We start from the raw sequence: 16,002 nt of genomic DNA on the forward strand, positions 1-16,002 counted from the left end.
GCGATCTACTTGCCGTGCCGCAAAGGGGCCGCAATGGGGCCGCCGCGGGGCGGCCCCGGCGGCAATTAGCGGATCCCCATGAACTTGGAAGTGATCACGCTGGAGTTGTCCTTGATGTTCGCCTCCAGGCTGCTGCTCTTGGCCATCACCTTGAGCCGCTTGACGGGACCCGCCTTCTGCGCCGCCTTCAGGGTCAGCCTGATCGTCAGGTCCTGCGCGGCTGCCAGGGTCGGGAACGAGCAGCGGAAGCGCCGCCCCGACGGCTTGCAGGAGTCCGGCGTGGCGTGGACGAGCTTCACGAAGCTCGGCAGCGTACCGCTGACCACAACGTTCTCCGCCGTCGCCGGCCCGCCGTTGGTGAGCATGATCGCGTAGACACTGGTGCGCTTGCCCGGCCCCGCGCCCAGGTTGAGCCCGTTGACGCCGAGGTCGACCTCCTCGTCCAGGCCGGGCGGCGGCGGTTGCTGAGCGGCCGTGGCGGGCGTCGCCCCGACAGTGATCGCCAGCGCCGCCCACAGTGCGACGTGTGTCGTCTTCCTCATGATTCCCCCCGGAATTTGATCTTTCCCCCAGGGCGCATCTACCCCGTGCCGATCAACAGGAAAACCCGGCGACGGGCAGGTCATAGGCAGTGCGTTCGCCGGGGGTGAGGGCGCGCCCCGCCCTGGCGCACACGACGCCGACGGCCCGGTCGAGGGTGAGCGGGTGGAAGTGCACGCCGCCCCCCGCGTCCACGGAACGCAGGCCGTCCGCGCCGAAGGACAGCGCGACCACGTCGCCGCTGTGCCTGAACGGCAGCCCGATCTCCGTGCCGCTGCCCAGATCCCACAGCCTGACCGTCCCGTCGCGGCCCCCGGTGGCGATCCTGCTGCCGTCGGGGGAGAAGGCGGCGGCGATGGCCGCGCCGCCGGTGTGCCCGCGCAGGATCGGCCCGGCCAGGGCCTTGGCGCGCAGGTCCCACAGCGTCACGGAGCCGTCGTCCATGCCCAGCGCGACCCTGGTCCCGTCGGCCGACAGGCCCAGGTACCCGGTCAGGTATCCGGGCGTCTTGAAGCAGCCGGTCAGCCCGTTGACCAGGTCGAGCCCGCACATGCCGAGGTCCGGGTGCGCGCCGAGCAGCCCGCCTGGCACGTGCCGCACGGCGGTGGCGATCGCCCCTTCGAGCACCCTGGTCTGGCGTCCGGTGCGCACGTCCCAGACGCGGATGGCCGCTCCCTGCACGGCCCAGGTCGCCATCGTCAGCTCCGACCCGTCGGCGGAGAAGTCCATGGAGAAGACGTCGCCCACCCGCTGCTCCGGCACGGTCAAGGTCGTCCGTACGGCTCCCGCCGCCACGTCGACGACCATCGCCTCCACCCCGTTCCCGTTGACGGCGAGCAGGCTGCCGTCGCGCGAGAAGACCAGCGGCGAGGTGTTGGGATGCACGTCGAGCTGCCCCGACCAGAACGGCGAGACCCAGCCTCCGGTCAGCGTGTGCAGCACCCGCCCTGAGGCCACGTCGACCAGCCGCAGCCGCCGGTCGTCCATGACCGCCAGGACCCGCCCGTCCGGGCTGAACGCCGCCGACCTGACCGGGCCGAGGGAGAGCGGCGGGTGCGCGAAGGGGCTCGTGTCGGTGACCCGCAGCTCGCCGCCGCCGAGCACGGTCAGCAGTCCGCCGTCCGCGGTGAAGGCGAGGGCCGAGTTCATGGGTTGCTCGACGCTGGAGAGCAGCTCCAGCGGGACCGTCGCGGGCGGCCAGGAGTCGTCGTAGAAGGGGTTGCCCGTCCGCGTCTCGTCGTTGAACACGTTGCCCCAAAGCGTGACGAGCCCGCAGCGTTCGATGGCGAGAAGCGTTCCCGACGGGCTGAAGGCGAGCTGACCGCGCAGGCAGATGGTGCCCGATCCCCGCTTGGGGAAGTCGTACGAGGGCAGCTCGCCGCGGGCGACGAGCGCGGACAGGCGGCCGCCTTCCACCGACCACAGGTCGACGCCGGTGATCTCCTGCGGGTACCCGTGCGGGCCGGGGAACGCGCGCGTCCAGAGCGTGGCCAGCAGCCTGCCGTCCTGGCTCAGGTGGGCCAGATGGATGAGCCGGTCCTTCTCCGCGCGACGGGAGGAAAGGACCCTTCCCGTGCGCGCGTCGACCAGCCCGAACGTGTTCATGTCCTTGACGCAGGCCACCATCCTGCCCGGTGCCGGTTCCCCCGCGACGAGCGGCGAGGAGCCGCAGGTGGCGTCGCGGCGCAGCAGCGCCTGCCCGTCGAAGACCAGCGGGCCGCCCGGCGCCTCCATCGTCACCCGCTCACCGACCTGCTCGCCCGTCGCCACCCGCCGTACCGTCACCACCCTCGGGTCGAGGTCGCAGGCGTTGGGGTCCTGGCACGACTGGGTGGCCAGGAGGGAGCGGTCGGCCGACAGGTAGGCGAACCAGGCGGAGGAGTCCGCGCCGGGCACCCTGGCGAGCCGTTCGCGGGTGACCGCGTCGCTGATCGTCATGACGTCGTGCTCGGGCAGGATGAGCGTCCTGCCGTCGGCGCCGACGCCGATCGACGGGTCGCTGCGCCGTACGACGTCGGGCTGGGCCAGCGAGCCCAGGACGGCTCGCTCGGCGTCGGCGCCCGGGTCGGAGCGGGCGGCCGCCACGCTGAGCAGCAGCGCGGCCGCCGGGTCCGAGTCGCGCAGCGTCTCTGCCCTGGCCGCGAGGCCGCGCGCGGTGGCACGGCGCTCCGCCTGCTGGGCCGCCCTGCTGTTGATCTCCGAGAGCCCGGCGAGCGCCACCGCGGACACCGTCAGGACGACCAGGGCTGCGGTGAGCGCGCGGCGCCTTCTGGTCCTGCGTTGCACCAGTCCGGAGCTTCTGGCCAGGAAGTCGCGCTCGACCGGGTTCAGCGCGATCCTGCGCTCGTTCGCCGACGACCAGGCGAGCGCCTGCTCCAGCGCCACGCCCTGGTGGAGGTCGCCCTCCCTGCGCCCGTGCGCGTGCCAGTTGGCCGCTGCCGTCCTGAGCCGCTGGTAGGTCGCCAGCCCGCCGCGCTCGTTGGCCACCAGCACGCCGAGCCTGGGCCAGGCCCTGATGAGCGCCGCGTTGGTCAGCGTGAAGCCGCCTTGGGGTACCTCGTGGATGACGCCGCCGGCTTCCAGCGCCTCGATGACCGGCTCGACCGTGGTGTCCGCCATGCCGTCCAGCTCGTCGGGGCGCACGCCGACCAGGCCGTCGCCCGGCCCGACCATGCGCAGCAGCGCCTGGTCGGCCAGCTCCTGCTCCGCCGGGGAGAGCGACGCGAACGCGGCCTCGGCCCGCACCCCCAGAGCGGGTGCGGCGGAGCCGCCGGGCACCCCCGCGGCCTCCCTGCTGCCCGCGTCGAGCAGGTCGGGCTGCCCGCCGCCGAGCAGCCCGAGCAGCAGGTCGCGCGCGGACGGACGGGCGCTCGGAACCTTGGCGAGGGACGCGGCGACGAGCCCGCGCAAGGGCTCCTGCAGCGCGTCGAGGTTCACCTCGGCGCGTAACACGTCGTAGATCACCGCAGCCACGTGGGCCTTGGCGAACGGCGCCTTGCCGGTCGCGGCGAACACGATCACGGCGCCCCAGGCGAACACGTCGGACGCGGGACCGGGTGCGCCGCCGGAGAACAGCTCCGGCGCCATGTAGCCGGGCGTGCCCATCACGCCGCGGGCGGCGGTCAGGGAGTTGTCGACGACGCGGGCGATGCCGAAGTCGATGACGCGCGGCCCGTCCGGGCCGAGCAGCACGTTCTCCGGCTTGAGGTCGCAGTGCGCGACGCCCGCGTCGTGGATGGCGGCCATGGCCGTGGCGGTGCCGATCGCGAGCCTGCGCAGGTCGTCGCCCGTGTACGGCCCGCGCTCGTCCACCGCGGCGCGCAGGCTCGGCCCGGCCACGTACTCGCTGACGACGTACGGCTGCGCCCCGTCGAGCTCGGCGGCCACGATGCGCGCGGTGCAGAACGCGGCGACCCGGCGCGCCGCGTTCACCTCCTTGTCGAAGGGACGGCGCAGGGCGGCCTGCGGGTGCAGCACCTTGAGCGCCACCCGCTCGCCGGCCTGGCCGTACGCCTCGTAGACCACGCCCTGCCCGCCGCTGCCGAGACGGCGGGCGATCGCGTAGTCGCCGATCCGCTCAGGATCTCCCATACCTCAGGAAGATCCCACGAATGTCCCCTATTCGCCGAGCAAGCCCAGCTGTTCGAGCAGATCTGCTTCGTCCCAGTATTGGCGGAAGTTCTGGATCTGCCCGTCCTGGATCTCGGCGAACATGGCCCCGCGCAGGTCGAGCGGCCGGTGGGTGGCGGGAAGGGACAGGTCGTCGTCGAGGAACAGCGTTCCTGTGTGCACGGCCGTCATCCGCCACTCGGCCACCACCGAGCCGTCGGGCAGCTCGATGGGCGAGGCCTCCATCGTGATGTCCGACAGGCCCTCCCCGCGCCCCTCGGCCTCGGACAGCAGCTCGTCGCGCGACCCGATCGCCGTGCCGGCCGTCCAGCCCGTGCAGTCCTCGGCGTACAGCTCGGTGATGCGCTTGGTGTCGCCCGTGGCCGTCGCGTTGAGCGCGTCGAGCACGATCTGTGATGAGGTCATCGTCATCCTCCGATCAGCTTGGCCTTCATCGCGGCGAACTCCGCGTCGGTGAGGACACCCGATTCACGAAGCTTGGCCAGTCGCTCCAGCTCAGCCAACGGGTCGGACGCGGGGGCCGGGGCCGGGGCCTGTTGTGACGAAAGCGCGTTGATCTGGGCCTGGAGCTGAGCCTGCTGGTTCTGCGCCTCGGCGAGCGCCTCGTTCTGGTCCTGCTCGTTCGCCGAATTCTGCGCGCCCCTCTTGCCCGCGTTGTAGGCGACGGCTGCCGTGGTGGCCCCGGCGGCGAGCCGCATCAGCGGCCTGCGGGGGCGGAAGAAGATTCCCATGGCCCGCTACTTCTTCTGCGCGGCCTGGGCCGCCTCGCGGAGGTGGGCCTCGTCCTCGGCGCTGAGTGAGGTCTGCATGATGTGCCCGCCGTACTGCGCGATCTCCGGGATCACCTTGTCCGGGGTGCTGTTGACGATGAGCAGGAACAGCGCGGCGGAACCGGGCTCCAGCTTGTCGCCGAGCTGCTTCATGAAGTCGTCGTCGACGCCCACGTCGGTCATGGCGCCACCGGCGGCGCCGCCGGCCGCGCCGAGCGCCATGCCCAGCAGCGGCATGAAGAACAGCAGGCCGATGAGGCCGCCCCAGAGCGCGCCGCCCGCGGCGCCGATGCCGACCGTGCTGTTGACCTGGTGGAGCTTGATCTTGCCGTCCTGCTTGCGCTCGACGACCGCCGCGTCCTCCAGCGTGATCAGGTTCTCCTTCTGCATCTGGAACAGCCGGTCGCGCACCATGGTGGCGGTCTGGACGTCCGGGTAGGAGATGGCGACGAGGTTGCTCATGTTTCCCCCATAAGGTGTTCTTCCATCACAGGGCCTTGCCGATCAGCACGACCCCGAAGACCAGCAGCAGGACGCACATCACGGTGGCGTTGTTCTGCTCCAGCCAGGTCTTGAGACCGTCCAGCGGACCGCGCATCCGGTCGGCCGCGACGGCGTAGGCGATCACGGGGATGGCGACGGTGCACGCCGCGATCACCGTGAACACGACGACGAGCAGCACCTGGTGGCCGCCCTGGGCGATCGCGATGCCCGCGGCCACGCACAGGACCAGGTTCTTCGGGTTGACCGCGGACAGCAGCAGGCCGAGCACGGCGGCCTTGGCCGGGGTGACCTTGTCGATCGCCTTCATCCAGGCGGGCATCTCCGCGTCGTCGCGGGTGCGCCACTTCTTGACGGCCAGCACCAGCAGGACGACGCCGAGCAGCAGCTTGATCCACGACACCCCGCCCGAGGCGCCGCCCGCTGGGGTGAGACCGATGGTGTTCGCCAGGATCACGCAGATCGAACTGGCGAGGACGATCCCGGCCACCCAGCCCAGCAGGAACCCGCGGCTCGCCCCGCCCGCCTGGGGAGCGAGCAACATCAGGATCACCGCGATGATCGGAACAGGGCTTACGGCGACGCCCACGGCGTACGGCAGGATCTCGCCCATGTCAGGGCGCGACGATCGATCTCATGCGCCACCCCTACCCGCGGGCGAAGGCGGGAGATGGTGGGCAATGCACTCTTTGACCAGTCGTTACGCCTGGGATGCCTCCCACTCGTGGCACGGGCGGAGCGCGTGGTGATGGAAGATCACGCCGACCATCCTGCTGGTCGCCGAGTTGTGCACGCCCTGGCCGGTGGGGCCGCACATGCAGTCGTGCGACTCCTCGTGGCCGATGGCGTCGTCCAGGGGACGGACGTGAACGATCTTCTCCATGCTTGCCGCCTTACCGTGACCGGAGCTTGGCGCGTAGTTTAGGCGGTTTTTAGACCATTTATGTGCATATCTTGGTGATTGGTACCTCGTAGGCGGTCTGCTCGGCAGCACTGAGGTCGCGCCCGGCCTTCGCGCACACGGCCTTCAGCGCTCTGTCCACATCCAGTGGATAACTTCGCACCCCGCCGGCCACGTCGGTCGCGTAAAGGGTGCGGTCGTCGGGGCTGAAGCCGACGGCCAGCACCTCGCCCTGCTGCGGGAAGGGCAGCCCGATCTGGGTTCCCGCCGCGAGATCCCACAGCCTGACCAGGTGGTCGTCGCCGCCACCCGTCGCCAGCAGCTTGCCGTCGTGCGAGAAGGCGGCCGTGCTCACCCAACCGGCGTGCCCTCGCATGATCTTGCTCGCCAGCCTGCCCGTGGCCGGATCCCACAACGCCACGGTGCCGTCCGAGATGCGCAGGAGCACGTGCCTGTGGTCGGGGGAGAAGCCCATGGCCTTCGTGGCGAGGCCGGACAGGCGGAACCCGCTCCTGCCCTCCGGGCAGCTGGAGCGGGCCTTGGCCAGGTCCAGCGAGCAGACGCCGTCGTCGGGGTGGCCGGTGACCAGGCTCTTGCCGTCCGCGGTGAAGTGGAGGTCGTCGAAGAGCATCTCCGGGATGCGCCTGGTCATCCTGGCCGTACGGAGGTCCCACAGGGTGAAGCTGCTGCCGACCGCCTCCGCCTGGTCGTCGGCGACGTCGACCGCCATGGCGAAGGTGGAGTTGTCGGTGGAGAAAGCCATGGACAGGACGTCGCCGTTGGTGTTCGTCTGGTCGGGGGTGAGCTTGCCGCGCCGGTGCGGGACGGTCAGCTTCGTGCGCACGGAGGCGGTGGCGACGTCGATGATCACCGCTTCCGCGTCGTCGCCGTTGACCGCGAGCAGGGTGCTGTCAGGGGAGAACGCCATGGGCGGGGGCGGCTGGTCCTGGAGCGTTCTGGACGGCAGCGGGGAGACCCATGGGCCCTTCAGCGTGCTGACCCGGCCGGAGGCCAGGTCGACCAGGCGCAGCGAGGAGTCGTCCATCGCGGCCAGGGTCCTGCCGTCCGGGCTGACGGCCGCCAGCCTGATCGCGCCGTCAGAAGGCTCCGGGCGCAGCGTGGAGTCCGGTTGCGCCATCTCGGCCACCCGCAGGTCGCCGCCGCCGACCACGGTCAGCAGGCCGCCGTCGGCCGTCAGGGCGGGGATGGCGTCGAGGGGTTGCTCCATCCGGGCGAGCAGGGTCATCCCCATCACGCCTTCCGGCGCGTAGGTGTCCTCGTAGTCGGGCGGGCTCAGGCCGTACGGGTTGTTCTGCACGAAGTTCCACACCATCACCAGGCCGCAGTGGTTGACGGTCAGCAACCCGCCGAGGGTCAGCCGGGGCGCGGGGCAGGTGCCGTCCCAGTGACTGCCCGAGGCGTACGGTGTCCACGCCGGATAGAAGGCCCTGGCCAGATGGCGGCCCAGGCGGCGCCCCTCGACCGTCCAGACGTCGGCGCCCCACTCGATCTTGGTGGCGCGGGTCCACTGGACGGCGAGCAGCTTGCCGTCGGCGCTGAGCGTGGCGGCCTCCACGGTCCTGCCCTTGTCGATCCTGCGGGTGTCGACGGGCGCGCCGGAACCGTCCGCGAGGCCGAACGACGTGTCGTTGGTGCAGGCCATCAGCAGCGAGGCGTCGGGCGTGCCGAGCACCGCCGGGGACTTCCCGCAGGTGACGTGTTCGCGGAGAACCGTGTGGCCCTGGAAGGCGAGCCAGATCGGATCCGGGCTCCCGTCGGGGGAAAGGGTCTTGCTGTCGATCTTCTTCCCGGTGGCCGTGCTCCAGACGGTCAGCCGCTGCTCGTCGTCGCCGCACGCGATGTCCGGGCAGGCCATGAGCAGCAGCCGGGTGCGGTCGGCCGACAGGTAACCGGCCTTGGCGTCCTTCGGCACGCCGCGCACGGTGGCGACGTTCGCGCCGGTGACCGCGTCGGTGACGGTCGCGGTGCCGTTCTCCGCCTCGATCACGGTCCTGCCGTCAGCGCCGACGCCGATGGCCTGGCTGGCGTGCCGTACGACCTCGGACTGGGCCAGCGAGCCCACCAGCGCGCGCTGGGCGTCCGGCACCCGCTTGACGCGCGCGGCGGCGACGCTGAGCAGCAACGCGGCCGCCGGGTCCGACTGCCTGAGCGTCTCCGCCCTGGCGGCCAGCCCCTTGGCCACCGCCTCGTCCCTCTGGACGGCGATGGTGCCCCTGGCGTCCTGCGCCTCGCGCCGGTTGAGCTCGGCCAGCCCGGCCAGGCCGAGGGCGCCGACCAGCAGGACGGCCAGGATCCCTGAGAGCAGGCGACGGTTCCTGGCGCGCCGCCTGAGCGCGGCCGAGCTGCCGTTGAGGAAGTCGCGCTCGGCCGGGCTGAGCTCCAGGTGCCGCCTGGCCGTCGCCGCCCACGCCGTGGCCAGTTCCAGGGCCACGCCGTTGTAGAGGTCGCCCTCGCGGCGGCCGTGCCGTTCCCAGCTCCTGGCCGCCTCGCGTAATCGCTGGTACGTGGCCAGGCCCTGCCGCTCCTCCGCCACCAGCTCCCTGAGCCTGGGCCAGGCGTGGATGAGGGCGGGGCTGGCCATGCTCACCCCGGCCTCGTCGCCGCGGATCACGCCGCCGTCGGACAGCACGTCGAGCACCGGGTCCATGGTCGTCGCCGACAGCCAGGACAGCTCTGCAGGATCGACGCTGACCAGGGCGTCCCCGGTGTCTCCCGGCCTGACCATGCGCAGGAGGAGCTGCGAAACCAGCGCCTGCTCGGTCGGGCCGAGCTTCGCGTAGGCGCGCTCGGCCCGCTCGCCCAGGGGCGGCGTCGTGGAGCCGCCGGAGAGCTGGGACGCCGCGCGGCTGCCCTCGTCCAGCACGTCGCTGCCCAGCAGGCCGAGCAGGAGCTGACGCGCCGTGGGCCTGCCTGCGGGATCCTTGTTCAGCGACCTCGCCACCAGGCCCCTGAGCGGCTCGTCGAGCGCGTCCAGCTCCACCTCGGCGCTGAGCACCTGGTTGATCACGGCGGCGACGTGCATGCGGTCGAACGGCGCCCGGCCCGTCGCGGCGAACACCATCACCGCGCCCCAGGCGAACACGTCGGCCGCCGGTCCTGGAGGTGCGCCGTTGAACAGCTCGGGAGCCATGTAGCCGGGCGTGCCCACGACGCCTCGCGAAGCGGTCAGCGAGTTGTCGACGATGCGGGCGATGCCGAAGTCGATCACGCGCGGTCCGTCGGGGCCGAGCAGCACGTTGTCCGGCTTGAGGTCGCAGTGGGCGACGCCCGCGTCGTGGATGGCGGCCATCGCGGTGGCCGTGCCGATCGCGAGCCTGCGCAGGGCGTCGCCGGTGTAGGGGCCGTTCCTGTCGACGGCCGCGGCCAGGCTGGGGCCGTCGACGAACTCGCTCACGATGTACGGCCGGCCGTTGTCGAGCTCTGCGGCGAGGATGCGCGCCGTACAGAACGCCGCCACCCGCCTGGCGGCGACGACCTCCTTCTCGAACGGCCGGCGCAGGCCGTAGTCGGTGTGCAGCACCTTGACCGCGACGCGCTCGCCGGACGTGCTGTACCCCTCGTAGACGACGCCCTGCCCGCCGCTGCCGAGCTTTCGGGCGATCGCGTACTCGCCGACGTACTCCATGATCAGATAAGTCCCACAATTTCGGGTGGGTGGCAAGCTTGACCTCAAGTTATGTTGAGGTTGCAGAGTCAACGGTATGAGAGCTGCTGCGTTTTCCGAGTTCGGTGGGCCCGAGGTGCTGCGCGTGATGGAGGTGCCCACCCCGCAGGCGGGTCCCGGCCAGGTCAGGGTGCGGGTGAAGGCGGCCGGGGTCCAGCCCTACGACACCGCCGTGCGCGCCGGATGGACGCCGCCGGGCGTGACGGGCGGGTTGCCGCGCATTCCTGGCAACGAGTTCGCCGGGATCACCGACGACGGTGTGGAGGTGCTGGGGTTCTCCCAGCTCAACGCCTATGCCGAGTACATCGTGGTCAACGAGACCGACGTGACGCCCAAGCCCGCCGGGCTGCCGTGGGAGGTGGCCGGTGGGCTGACCGCCGGGGTGCAGACGGCTGAGCTGGCGCTGGACGGTCTCGCGGTGGGCGAGGGCGACACACTGCTGATCCACGGGGCGGCGGGCAACGTGGGCACGGCGGCGATCCAGATCGCGAGGCTGCGCGGGGCCACGGTGATCGGCACCGGGCGCGACCACGAGTACCTGCGCTCGCTGGGTGCGATCCCCGTGTCCTATGGCGAGGGGCTGGCCGACCGGGTGCGTGAGCTGGCGCCCGGCGGGGTGGACGCCGCGCTCGACGGCGCGGGCGGCGACGCGCTGGACGTCTCCCTTGCGCTGGTCAAGGACAGGGACAGGATCCTCACCCTGGTCGAGCACGGCCGGGCGGCCGACCTCGGGATCAGGGTGACCCAGGGCGTCCGTACGGCGGAGCGGCTCGGACGCTACGCGGCGCTGATCGCCGAGGGGTCGTTCCACTTCACCGTGCGCTCCACGTACCCGCTGGAGCGCGCGGCCGACGCGCACCGGGAGATGGAGGCCGGGCACGGCAACGGGAAGATCGTCATCACGGTGGCGTAATCTTAGCGGTAGGAGGCTTTCCTGCCACTGTTGTGGGGTTGGCCGTTCTTGGAGGATCTGTTCCATGTCCTCCATCACCGCTGTTCCCGCCGCTGACAACGCCGCCGCGCTCGCGCACTTCGCCGCCAGGCTGGCCTTCGAGACCGACGTGTCCGACGTCGCCGCCGACCTGGCCGCGGGTGCTCCCGGCGTGGTCGTGATCGACTCGCGCAGCCTGGAGAGCTGGAACCAGGGCCACATCGAAGGCGCCGTCCACCTGCCGACCGCCGAGATCGCCGCCCGCGCCGCCTCGATGATCCCTCGGGAGGTCACCGTGGTGACCTACTGCTGGGGGCCTGGCTGCAACGGCGCCACCAGGGCCGCGCTGGAGTTCGCCAAGCTGGGGTACCAGGTCAAGGAGATGCTCGGCGGGTTCGAGTACTGGGCCCGCGAGGGGTTCCCCGTGGAGACCGCGAGCGGCGTGACACGCGGGGCCGTCGACCCGCTGACGGCGCCCGTCTCCGGGATCGCGTGCGCCTGCTGAGCGTCTTTGGTGCCCCCGACGAACTGTTCTGTCGGGGGCATAGGGGTACCTACCCGTTGCGCGATCAGCTAGTCATGATCTTTGCGATGACGTTGGTGGAAGCGGCCCACCTTGGCCCGGTTGCCGCACTTCTCCATCGAGCACCACCGGCGGCTGCCGTTCTTGCTGATGTCCAGGAACCACAGCAGGCACTCAGGGTTGGCGCACTTGCGCACCCGGTCGGGGCGTTCGCCCATGAGCCTGACGAAGTCGGCCGCCACGACCCAGGCCGCGTGCCACGACGGGTCGTCCACGATCACCCGCTCGCCCCGCAGGCCGGGGCGCACCGACCCGTGCTCCAGGACCGCGTCGAGCGGCGCCTCGTCGCCTTGCAGGGCGGCGCGCAGGGCCTGGCGGGTCTCCACGAGGTGGTCCTCCTGGCCTGGAAGTCCGTGTTCGGCCAGCCATGACTCTGCTGCGCCCTCGTCGTCGAAGTAGTCGACCTGGGTGCCGTGGTCGTTCCACAGGGTGTCGACCAGGTCGAGGGGGAGGGGCTCGCCGAGCAGGGGTCTGGCTCTCATGCCTTCCATCTTAACCCCTGAAGTCGATTTGACTGGTTAGGTCTTGCGGGTCTATAACCATCAAAGAGACTTTGGGTGGTTAAGGAGATCGTGATGGCTGTTTCTGGAGCGCCGGCGCGGCCGTCGGCGAGGGTCGTCCTGGTGACTACCGGGGCGGCGTTGGCCGGGCTTCTGTTGCTGGCTGTAGTGACGAGCGTGAGCGGGCTGGCGTTGTTCGCGCTGCCTTTCGCGGCTACGGCGGGGATCGTGGCGATCGCGCCCGCCGCGCCGTTCGCCCAGCCGCGCAGCATCCTTCTGGGCCATCTCAGCGCCGCGGCACTTGCCCTCGTGGTGACCCTGCTCCTGGGCCCGTCATTGTGGACGGCCGCGATCGCCGCCGCATTGTCGACGGCGCCCATGCTGCTCCTACGCGCCCCGCACCCACCCGCCGGTGCGACGGCAGCACTCATCGGACTGACCGCCCCCGACCCGACCTACCTGCTCAGCCCGGTGCTGGTGGCAAGCGTCGTGGTCATCGCGGGCGGCGTGCTCCTGGGCAGGCTCCTCCCCGCCCACCACTACCCGGCCTACTGGCGGTAGCCCCCAACGCCTACCAACAACCCCTCAACCCCAACAACCCCTCAACCCTCACTTCGTTGAGTGGGGGTTGAGGGGTTGTTGATGTGACGGTTGGGGTCAGGGGCGGTGGAGGAGGGCGTCGGCGATGGCGAGTTGTTCCTCGTTCAGCCGTTCCTCGCCGTCCTTGATGTCCCACAACGCGTTCTGCAACACCCGCCCGAGGGTCCACCCCACCGCGCGCTGCCGGTCGAGCCCCAGCCCGTCGACCATCAGGTCGAACCGCACCCGTACGGCACGCGCCACGTCCCCCGTGGCCACCACGTCGTCCCACCGGTTGTCCAGCGCGGGCAGCAGGTCGAACCCCGGGTCGCCGGCCAGCGGCTTGGGGTCGATCGCCAGCCACGGCTCCCGCTCGGCGGCCAGCACGTTGTCGAAATGCAGGTCCCAGTGCAGCAACCGGTCACCAGGCTCGCCGACCAGCTCGCGCACGGCCCCGGCGCAGATGTCCAGCCAGCGCCGGTCGTCCGGATGAGCCTTCTCGAGAGCGTGGGGAACGTCGTCGAGCATCCCCTGGGCGATGTCGGCCAGCCGCCGCATCCCCGCCGGCGCCGGGTGGACGACCAGCCGCGCCAGCAGCGAGGTGAGGATCTTCATCGCCTCGAGGGTGTCCGGCACGGACTCCAGCGACCGCTCGCCGACCAGCCGTTCGAGCAGGAGCGCGTTGCCGTCGTGACCGGGCAGAGGCAGGGTGTCCTCGCGCAGGAGCCTGACGATGCCGTCGCCGTCCCACTGCCGCAGGCCGGGCCCCTCGGTGACGTTCTCCTCCGTGGCCGGCTGGAGCTTGAGCGCGGCATGAGAGCCGTCGGCCTGCCGTACGGGAAGGACGAGGGAGACGATGCCGTGCATGGACGGGCCCTCGACGCGGAGGTCCCACGCGTCGAGGAAATGCTGAGCGACCCCCGGCAGGGCCGCCGTCCACGAAGGGCCCGAGTCGTCGGGATATTTCAGGTGGTTGGCGGCCAGCTCACCAGGTACTTCGATCATCAGAAGTGCCAGGGGAACGGTGACCAGTCGGGCTCCCGCTTCTCCAGGAAGGAGTCGCGGCCCTCGGCCGCCTCGTCGGTCATGTAGGCCAGCCTGGTCGCCTCACCGGCGAACACCTGCTGCCCGACAAGTCCGTCGTCGATCAGGTTGAACGAATATTTCAGCATCCGCTGGGCCGTGGGCGACTTGCCGTTGATCTTCCGCGCCCACTCCAGCGCCGTGCTCTCCAGCTCGGCGTGCGGCACGACCTTGTTCACCATGCCCATCCGGTGCGCTTCCTCGGCCGTGTAGGTGTCGCCCAGGAAGAAGATCTCGCGGGCGAACTTCTGCCCCACCTGGCGGGCCAGGTAGGCGGAGCCGAACCCGCCGTCGAACGAGGCCACGTCGGCGTCCGTCTGCTTGAACCTGGCGTGCTCGGCCGAGGCCAGCGTCAGGTCGGCGACCACGTGGAGGCTGTGGCCGCCGCCCGCGGCCCAGCCGGGCACGACGCAGATCACGATCTTCGGCATGAACCTGATGAGCCGCTGCACCTCGAGGATGTGCAGGCGGCCCGTCGCCTTGGTGCCGTCGGCGTACTGGTAGCCGTCCTTGCCCCTGATGCGCTGGTCGCCGCCCGAGCAGAAGGCCCAGCCGCCGTCCTTGGGCGAGGGCCCGTTGCCGGTCAGCAGCACGCAGCCCACGTCAGTGGTCATACGGGCGTGGTCGAAGGCGCGGTAGAGCTCGTCGACGGTCTGCGGCCTGAACGCGTTGCGCACTTCGGGCCGGTTGAACGCGATGCGCACCGTGCCCTGGTCGACGGCCCGGTGGTAGGTGATGTCGGTGAAGTCGAAACCCTCGACGACCTGCCACGCCTTGGAATCGAACAGCTCGGAGACCATGCCGAGAGCCTAACGGATCTGCTTCTCCGCCCACTCTGCCCACTCGCGCTGCGTCGTGGTGAAGCGCAGCCCCCACTCCAGGGCCAGCCTGCCGTACACGGAGAGGTTGTCCTCGCCGCCCTCGACCAGCGGCAGGATGCCGGTCAGCATCTCGTGGTTCCGTACCGCCCGCTCCGCCTGCTCGCGCAGGTAGGTGCGGGCCTCGTCAGGGGAGAGCTGACCCAGGAAGAAGACGCGCAGCAGCACGTCGCTGCGCCCGATGGTGACCGGTGTCACCTCGGTGATCCAGTGGTGGAGCTCGGCGCGGCCGGCGTCGGTGATCGCGTACTCCTTGCGCCCGCGCGGACCCTCGGCGGCCACTTCCACCAACCCGGTGTCAGCCAGTTTGCCCAGCTCCGAGTACAACTGACTCTGCGTCGCCGGCCACACGTTGGCCAGCGAGATGTCGAACATCTTCATCAGGTCGTATCCGCTGGCAGAACCCTCTGCGAGCAAACCCAGGACGGCGTGTCGAAGACTCATACAACCATCCTACATTGACATGTCGACATAGGACCCTCTACATTCGACATGTCTACTTAGGAACGTCACAAGGAGCTCCCATGATCCGCGGCCTCATCGGCTTCCTCCCCTGGATCGTCTATGCCTTCGTCGCCACGAGCGACGAGTGGCGCTGGGGCGCCATCGTGGGCCTGGCCTGCGCCATCGTCATCGTCATCATCGAGCGGACCGGCGGGAAGACCTGGGACCAGGCGATCATCGCCCTGAGCGCCGTGGGCTTCTTCGCCGTGATCACCGTGTACTCGCTGATCCAGCCGGACTCGTCGCTGACCATGTACGGCCCGGCCCTCGTGAACGTGTGGCTGGGCATCACCGCCTGGGGCTCGCTGGCGATCCGCAAGCCGTTCACCATGGGCATGGCGAAGGCGATGGCGCCCAAGGAGATGTGGGACACCCCCGGGTTCTACAAGGTCAACGCGATCATCACGACCGCCTGGGCGGTCGCCTTCACCGTCGCTGCCATCTCGCTGACCTGGGTGCTCGCCGTGGACCAGCACGCGACCGCCCTCGTGATCACCATCAAGGTCGCCACGTTCGTGGCCCCCGCGCTCTTCACCGCGCGCTACACGAGGATGGCCAAGGCCCGCGCCCAGCAGATCAGCCAGTAGCCTCCGCCCGCAGTTCTGCGAGCAGTTCGCCCTGGTCGACCAGCATCTCGGTGAGAATGCGCCGCGCGGCGGTGAGCAGCTCAGCGACATCCTGGGTGGCCAGGGCGTACACGACTGTCGCCCCTTCGCGCGTCGCGCTCACGATCCCCGCTCTTCGAAGCACCGCGAGCTGCTGCGACAGGCTCGAAGGTTCGATGTCGATCTGTGCAAGGAGGTCCCGGACCGGCAGCGGCCCCTTCTGCAGAAGTTCCAGAACCTGTACGCGAGCTGGGTGGCCAAGCGTCCGGAAGAATTCAGCTTTGGCCTGGTAGAGCGGAACGGGCATGCGAC

The 16,002-nt window shown here is 70.5% G+C and carries 17 protein-coding genes; 4 read left to right on the plus strand and 13 right to left on the minus strand.

The genetic code is table 11. From position 1 onward, the window contains the following. Nucleotides 1–65: 65 nt before the first annotated feature. The 8 genes from ACIBG8_RS46110 to ACIBG8_RS46145 form a co-directional block, all read right to left on the minus strand. Nucleotides 66–542 carry a hypothetical protein gene (locus ACIBG8_RS46110; RefSeq protein ID WP_397349620.1) on the minus strand — a complete coding sequence of 159 codons (477 nt, stop codon included), beginning with the start codon at nucleotides 540–542 and terminating at the stop codon, nucleotides 66–68. 52 nt (nucleotides 543–594) lie between these two features. Beyond that, nucleotides 595–4,131, minus strand: coding sequence for a protein kinase (locus ACIBG8_RS46115; RefSeq protein WP_397349621.1), 3,537 nt, complete (start codon nucleotides 4,129–4,131; stop codon nucleotides 595–597). 27 nt (nucleotides 4,132–4,158) lie between these two features. Then, nucleotides 4,159–4,575 (minus strand): nuclear transport factor 2 family protein, encoded by a 417-nt coding sequence (locus tag ACIBG8_RS46120; RefSeq protein WP_397349622.1) that lies wholly within the window; start codon nucleotides 4,573–4,575, stop codon nucleotides 4,159–4,161. Nucleotides 4,576–4,577: 2 nt separating this feature from the next. Next, nucleotides 4,578–4,901 carry an SHOCT domain-containing protein gene (locus ACIBG8_RS46125; protein ID WP_397349623.1) on the minus strand — a complete coding sequence of 108 codons (324 nt, stop codon included), beginning with the start codon at nucleotides 4,899–4,901 and terminating at the stop codon, nucleotides 4,578–4,580. Nucleotides 4,902–4,907: 6 nt separating this feature from the next. Further along, nucleotides 4,908–5,402 (minus strand): DUF1269 domain-containing protein, encoded by a 495-nt coding sequence (locus ACIBG8_RS46130; RefSeq protein ID WP_397349624.1) that lies wholly within the window; start codon nucleotides 5,400–5,402, stop codon nucleotides 4,908–4,910. 25 nt (nucleotides 5,403–5,427) lie between these two features. Continuing rightward, nucleotides 5,428–6,054: a GAP family protein gene (locus tag ACIBG8_RS46135; protein ID WP_397349625.1), complete on the minus strand. Its 627-nt coding sequence runs from the start codon at nucleotides 6,052–6,054 to the stop codon at nucleotides 5,428–5,430. A gap of 87 nt (nucleotides 6,055–6,141) precedes the next feature. Continuing rightward, nucleotides 6,142–6,324: a hypothetical protein gene (locus ACIBG8_RS46140; protein ID WP_397349626.1), complete on the minus strand. Its 183-nt coding sequence runs from the start codon at nucleotides 6,322–6,324 to the stop codon at nucleotides 6,142–6,144. A gap of 58 nt (nucleotides 6,325–6,382) precedes the next feature. Beyond that, nucleotides 6,383–9,988 (minus strand): WD40 repeat domain-containing serine/threonine protein kinase, encoded by a 3,606-nt coding sequence (locus ACIBG8_RS46145; RefSeq protein WP_397349627.1) that lies wholly within the window; start codon nucleotides 9,986–9,988, stop codon nucleotides 6,383–6,385. A gap of 76 nt (nucleotides 9,989–10,064) precedes the next feature. Between ACIBG8_RS46145 and ACIBG8_RS46150 the strand changes: the two genes are divergently transcribed. Both ACIBG8_RS46150 and ACIBG8_RS46155 read left to right on the plus strand, forming a co-directional pair. After that, nucleotides 10,065–10,940: an NADP-dependent oxidoreductase gene (locus tag ACIBG8_RS46150; RefSeq protein WP_397349628.1), complete on the plus strand. Its 876-nt coding sequence runs from the start codon at nucleotides 10,065–10,067 to the stop codon at nucleotides 10,938–10,940. Between the two features lie 64 nt (nucleotides 10,941–11,004). Continuing rightward, the gene (locus ACIBG8_RS46155) at nucleotides 11,005–11,463 is read left to right on the plus strand and encodes a rhodanese-like domain-containing protein (RefSeq protein WP_397349629.1); all 459 of its coding nucleotides are present in this window, start codon (nucleotides 11,005–11,007) and stop codon (nucleotides 11,461–11,463) included. A 68-nt stretch (nucleotides 11,464–11,531) separates the two neighbouring features. On the opposite strand, the gene ACIBG8_RS46160 is transcribed toward ACIBG8_RS46155, so the two are convergent. Next, nucleotides 11,532–12,023 (minus strand): CGNR zinc finger domain-containing protein, encoded by a 492-nt coding sequence (locus ACIBG8_RS46160; RefSeq protein ID WP_397349630.1) that lies wholly within the window; start codon nucleotides 12,021–12,023, stop codon nucleotides 11,532–11,534. Nucleotides 12,024–12,116: 93 nt separating this feature from the next. On the opposite strand from ACIBG8_RS46160, the gene ACIBG8_RS46165 reads away from it, so the two are divergent. Continuing rightward, a complete protein-coding gene (locus ACIBG8_RS46165; RefSeq protein ID WP_397349631.1) occupies nucleotides 12,117–12,602 on the plus strand; it encodes an HPP family protein in 486 nt (161 codons plus the stop codon). A gap of 96 nt (nucleotides 12,603–12,698) precedes the next feature. On the opposite strand, the gene ACIBG8_RS46170 is transcribed toward ACIBG8_RS46165, so the two are convergent. From ACIBG8_RS46170 to ACIBG8_RS46180, 3 genes are read right to left on the minus strand one after another with little or no spacing between them, the layout of a single operon-like run. Further along, complete coding sequence (locus ACIBG8_RS46170) at nucleotides 12,699–13,625, minus strand: aminoglycoside phosphotransferase family protein (protein WP_397349632.1); 927 nt, start codon at nucleotides 13,623–13,625, stop codon at nucleotides 12,699–12,701. After that, a complete protein-coding gene (locus ACIBG8_RS46175; protein ID WP_397349633.1) occupies nucleotides 13,625–14,503 on the minus strand; it encodes a 1,4-dihydroxy-2-naphthoyl-CoA synthase in 879 nt (292 codons plus the stop codon). The genes ACIBG8_RS46170 and ACIBG8_RS46175 overlap by 1 nt, the downstream gene beginning before the upstream one ends. Nucleotides 14,504–14,512: 9 nt before the next feature. Continuing rightward, nucleotides 14,513–15,025, minus strand: coding sequence for a PadR family transcriptional regulator (locus ACIBG8_RS46180; RefSeq protein ID WP_397349634.1), 513 nt, complete (start codon nucleotides 15,023–15,025; stop codon nucleotides 14,513–14,515). An 80-nt stretch (nucleotides 15,026–15,105) separates the two neighbouring features. Here ACIBG8_RS46180 and ACIBG8_RS46185 point away from each other — a divergent pair, with 80 nt between their 5' ends. Next, nucleotides 15,106–15,672: a hypothetical protein gene (locus tag ACIBG8_RS46185; RefSeq protein WP_397349635.1), complete on the plus strand. Its 567-nt coding sequence runs from the start codon at nucleotides 15,106–15,108 to the stop codon at nucleotides 15,670–15,672. Here the strand turns inward: ACIBG8_RS46185 and ACIBG8_RS46190 are convergent. Then, nucleotides 15,662–15,997: an ArsR/SmtB family transcription factor gene (locus ACIBG8_RS46190; RefSeq protein WP_397349636.1), complete on the minus strand. Its 336-nt coding sequence runs from the start codon at nucleotides 15,995–15,997 to the stop codon at nucleotides 15,662–15,664. The genes ACIBG8_RS46185 and ACIBG8_RS46190 overlap by 11 nt on opposite strands. Between the last annotated feature and the right edge of the window lie 5 nt (nucleotides 15,998–16,002).

This window comes from Nonomuraea sp. NPDC050556 (assembly GCF_044457355.1).
GTDB lineage: Bacteria > Actinomycetota > Actinomycetes > Streptosporangiales > Streptosporangiaceae > Nonomuraea.

Coding starts and splice junctions, on each gene's coding strand:
- ACIBG8_RS46110 (WP_397349620.1), bottom strand. CDS start 542: ATGAGGAAGACGACACACGTCGCACTGTGGGCGGCGCTGGCGATCACT.
- ACIBG8_RS46115 (WP_397349621.1), bottom strand. CDS start 4,131: ATGGGAGATCCTGAGCGGATCGGCGACTACGCGATCGCCCGCCGTCTC.
- ACIBG8_RS46120 (WP_397349622.1), bottom strand. CDS start 4,575: ATGACCTCATCACAGATCGTGCTCGACGCGCTCAACGCGACGGCCACG.
- ACIBG8_RS46125 (WP_397349623.1), bottom strand. CDS start 4,901: ATGGGAATCTTCTTCCGCCCCCGCAGGCCGCTGATGCGGCTCGCCGCC.
- ACIBG8_RS46130 (WP_397349624.1), bottom strand. CDS start 5,402: ATGAGCAACCTCGTCGCCATCTCCTACCCGGACGTCCAGACCGCCACC.
- ACIBG8_RS46135 (WP_397349625.1), bottom strand. CDS start 6,054: ATGGGCGAGATCCTGCCGTACGCCGTGGGCGTCGCCGTAAGCCCTGTT.
- ACIBG8_RS46140 (WP_397349626.1), bottom strand. CDS start 6,324: ATGGAGAAGATCGTTCACGTCCGTCCCCTGGACGACGCCATCGGCCAC.
- ACIBG8_RS46145 (WP_397349627.1), bottom strand. CDS start 9,988: ATGGAGTACGTCGGCGAGTACGCGATCGCCCGAAAGCTCGGCAGCGGC.
- ACIBG8_RS46150 (WP_397349628.1), top strand. CDS start 10,065: ATGAGAGCTGCTGCGTTTTCCGAGTTCGGTGGGCCCGAGGTGCTGCGC.
- ACIBG8_RS46155 (WP_397349629.1), top strand. CDS start 11,005: ATGTCCTCCATCACCGCTGTTCCCGCCGCTGACAACGCCGCCGCGCTC.
- ACIBG8_RS46160 (WP_397349630.1), bottom strand. CDS start 12,023: ATGAGAGCCAGACCCCTGCTCGGCGAGCCCCTCCCCCTCGACCTGGTC.
- ACIBG8_RS46165 (WP_397349631.1), top strand. CDS start 12,117: ATGGCTGTTTCTGGAGCGCCGGCGCGGCCGTCGGCGAGGGTCGTCCTG.
- ACIBG8_RS46170 (WP_397349632.1), bottom strand. CDS start 13,625: ATGATCGAAGTACCTGGTGAGCTGGCCGCCAACCACCTGAAATATCCC.
- ACIBG8_RS46175 (WP_397349633.1), bottom strand. CDS start 14,503: ATGGTCTCCGAGCTGTTCGATTCCAAGGCGTGGCAGGTCGTCGAGGGT.
- ACIBG8_RS46180 (WP_397349634.1), bottom strand. CDS start 15,025: ATGAGTCTTCGACACGCCGTCCTGGGTTTGCTCGCAGAGGGTTCTGCC.
- ACIBG8_RS46185 (WP_397349635.1), top strand. CDS start 15,106: ATGATCCGCGGCCTCATCGGCTTCCTCCCCTGGATCGTCTATGCCTTC.
- ACIBG8_RS46190 (WP_397349636.1), bottom strand. CDS start 15,997: ATGCCCGTTCCGCTCTACCAGGCCAAAGCTGAATTCTTCCGGACGCTT.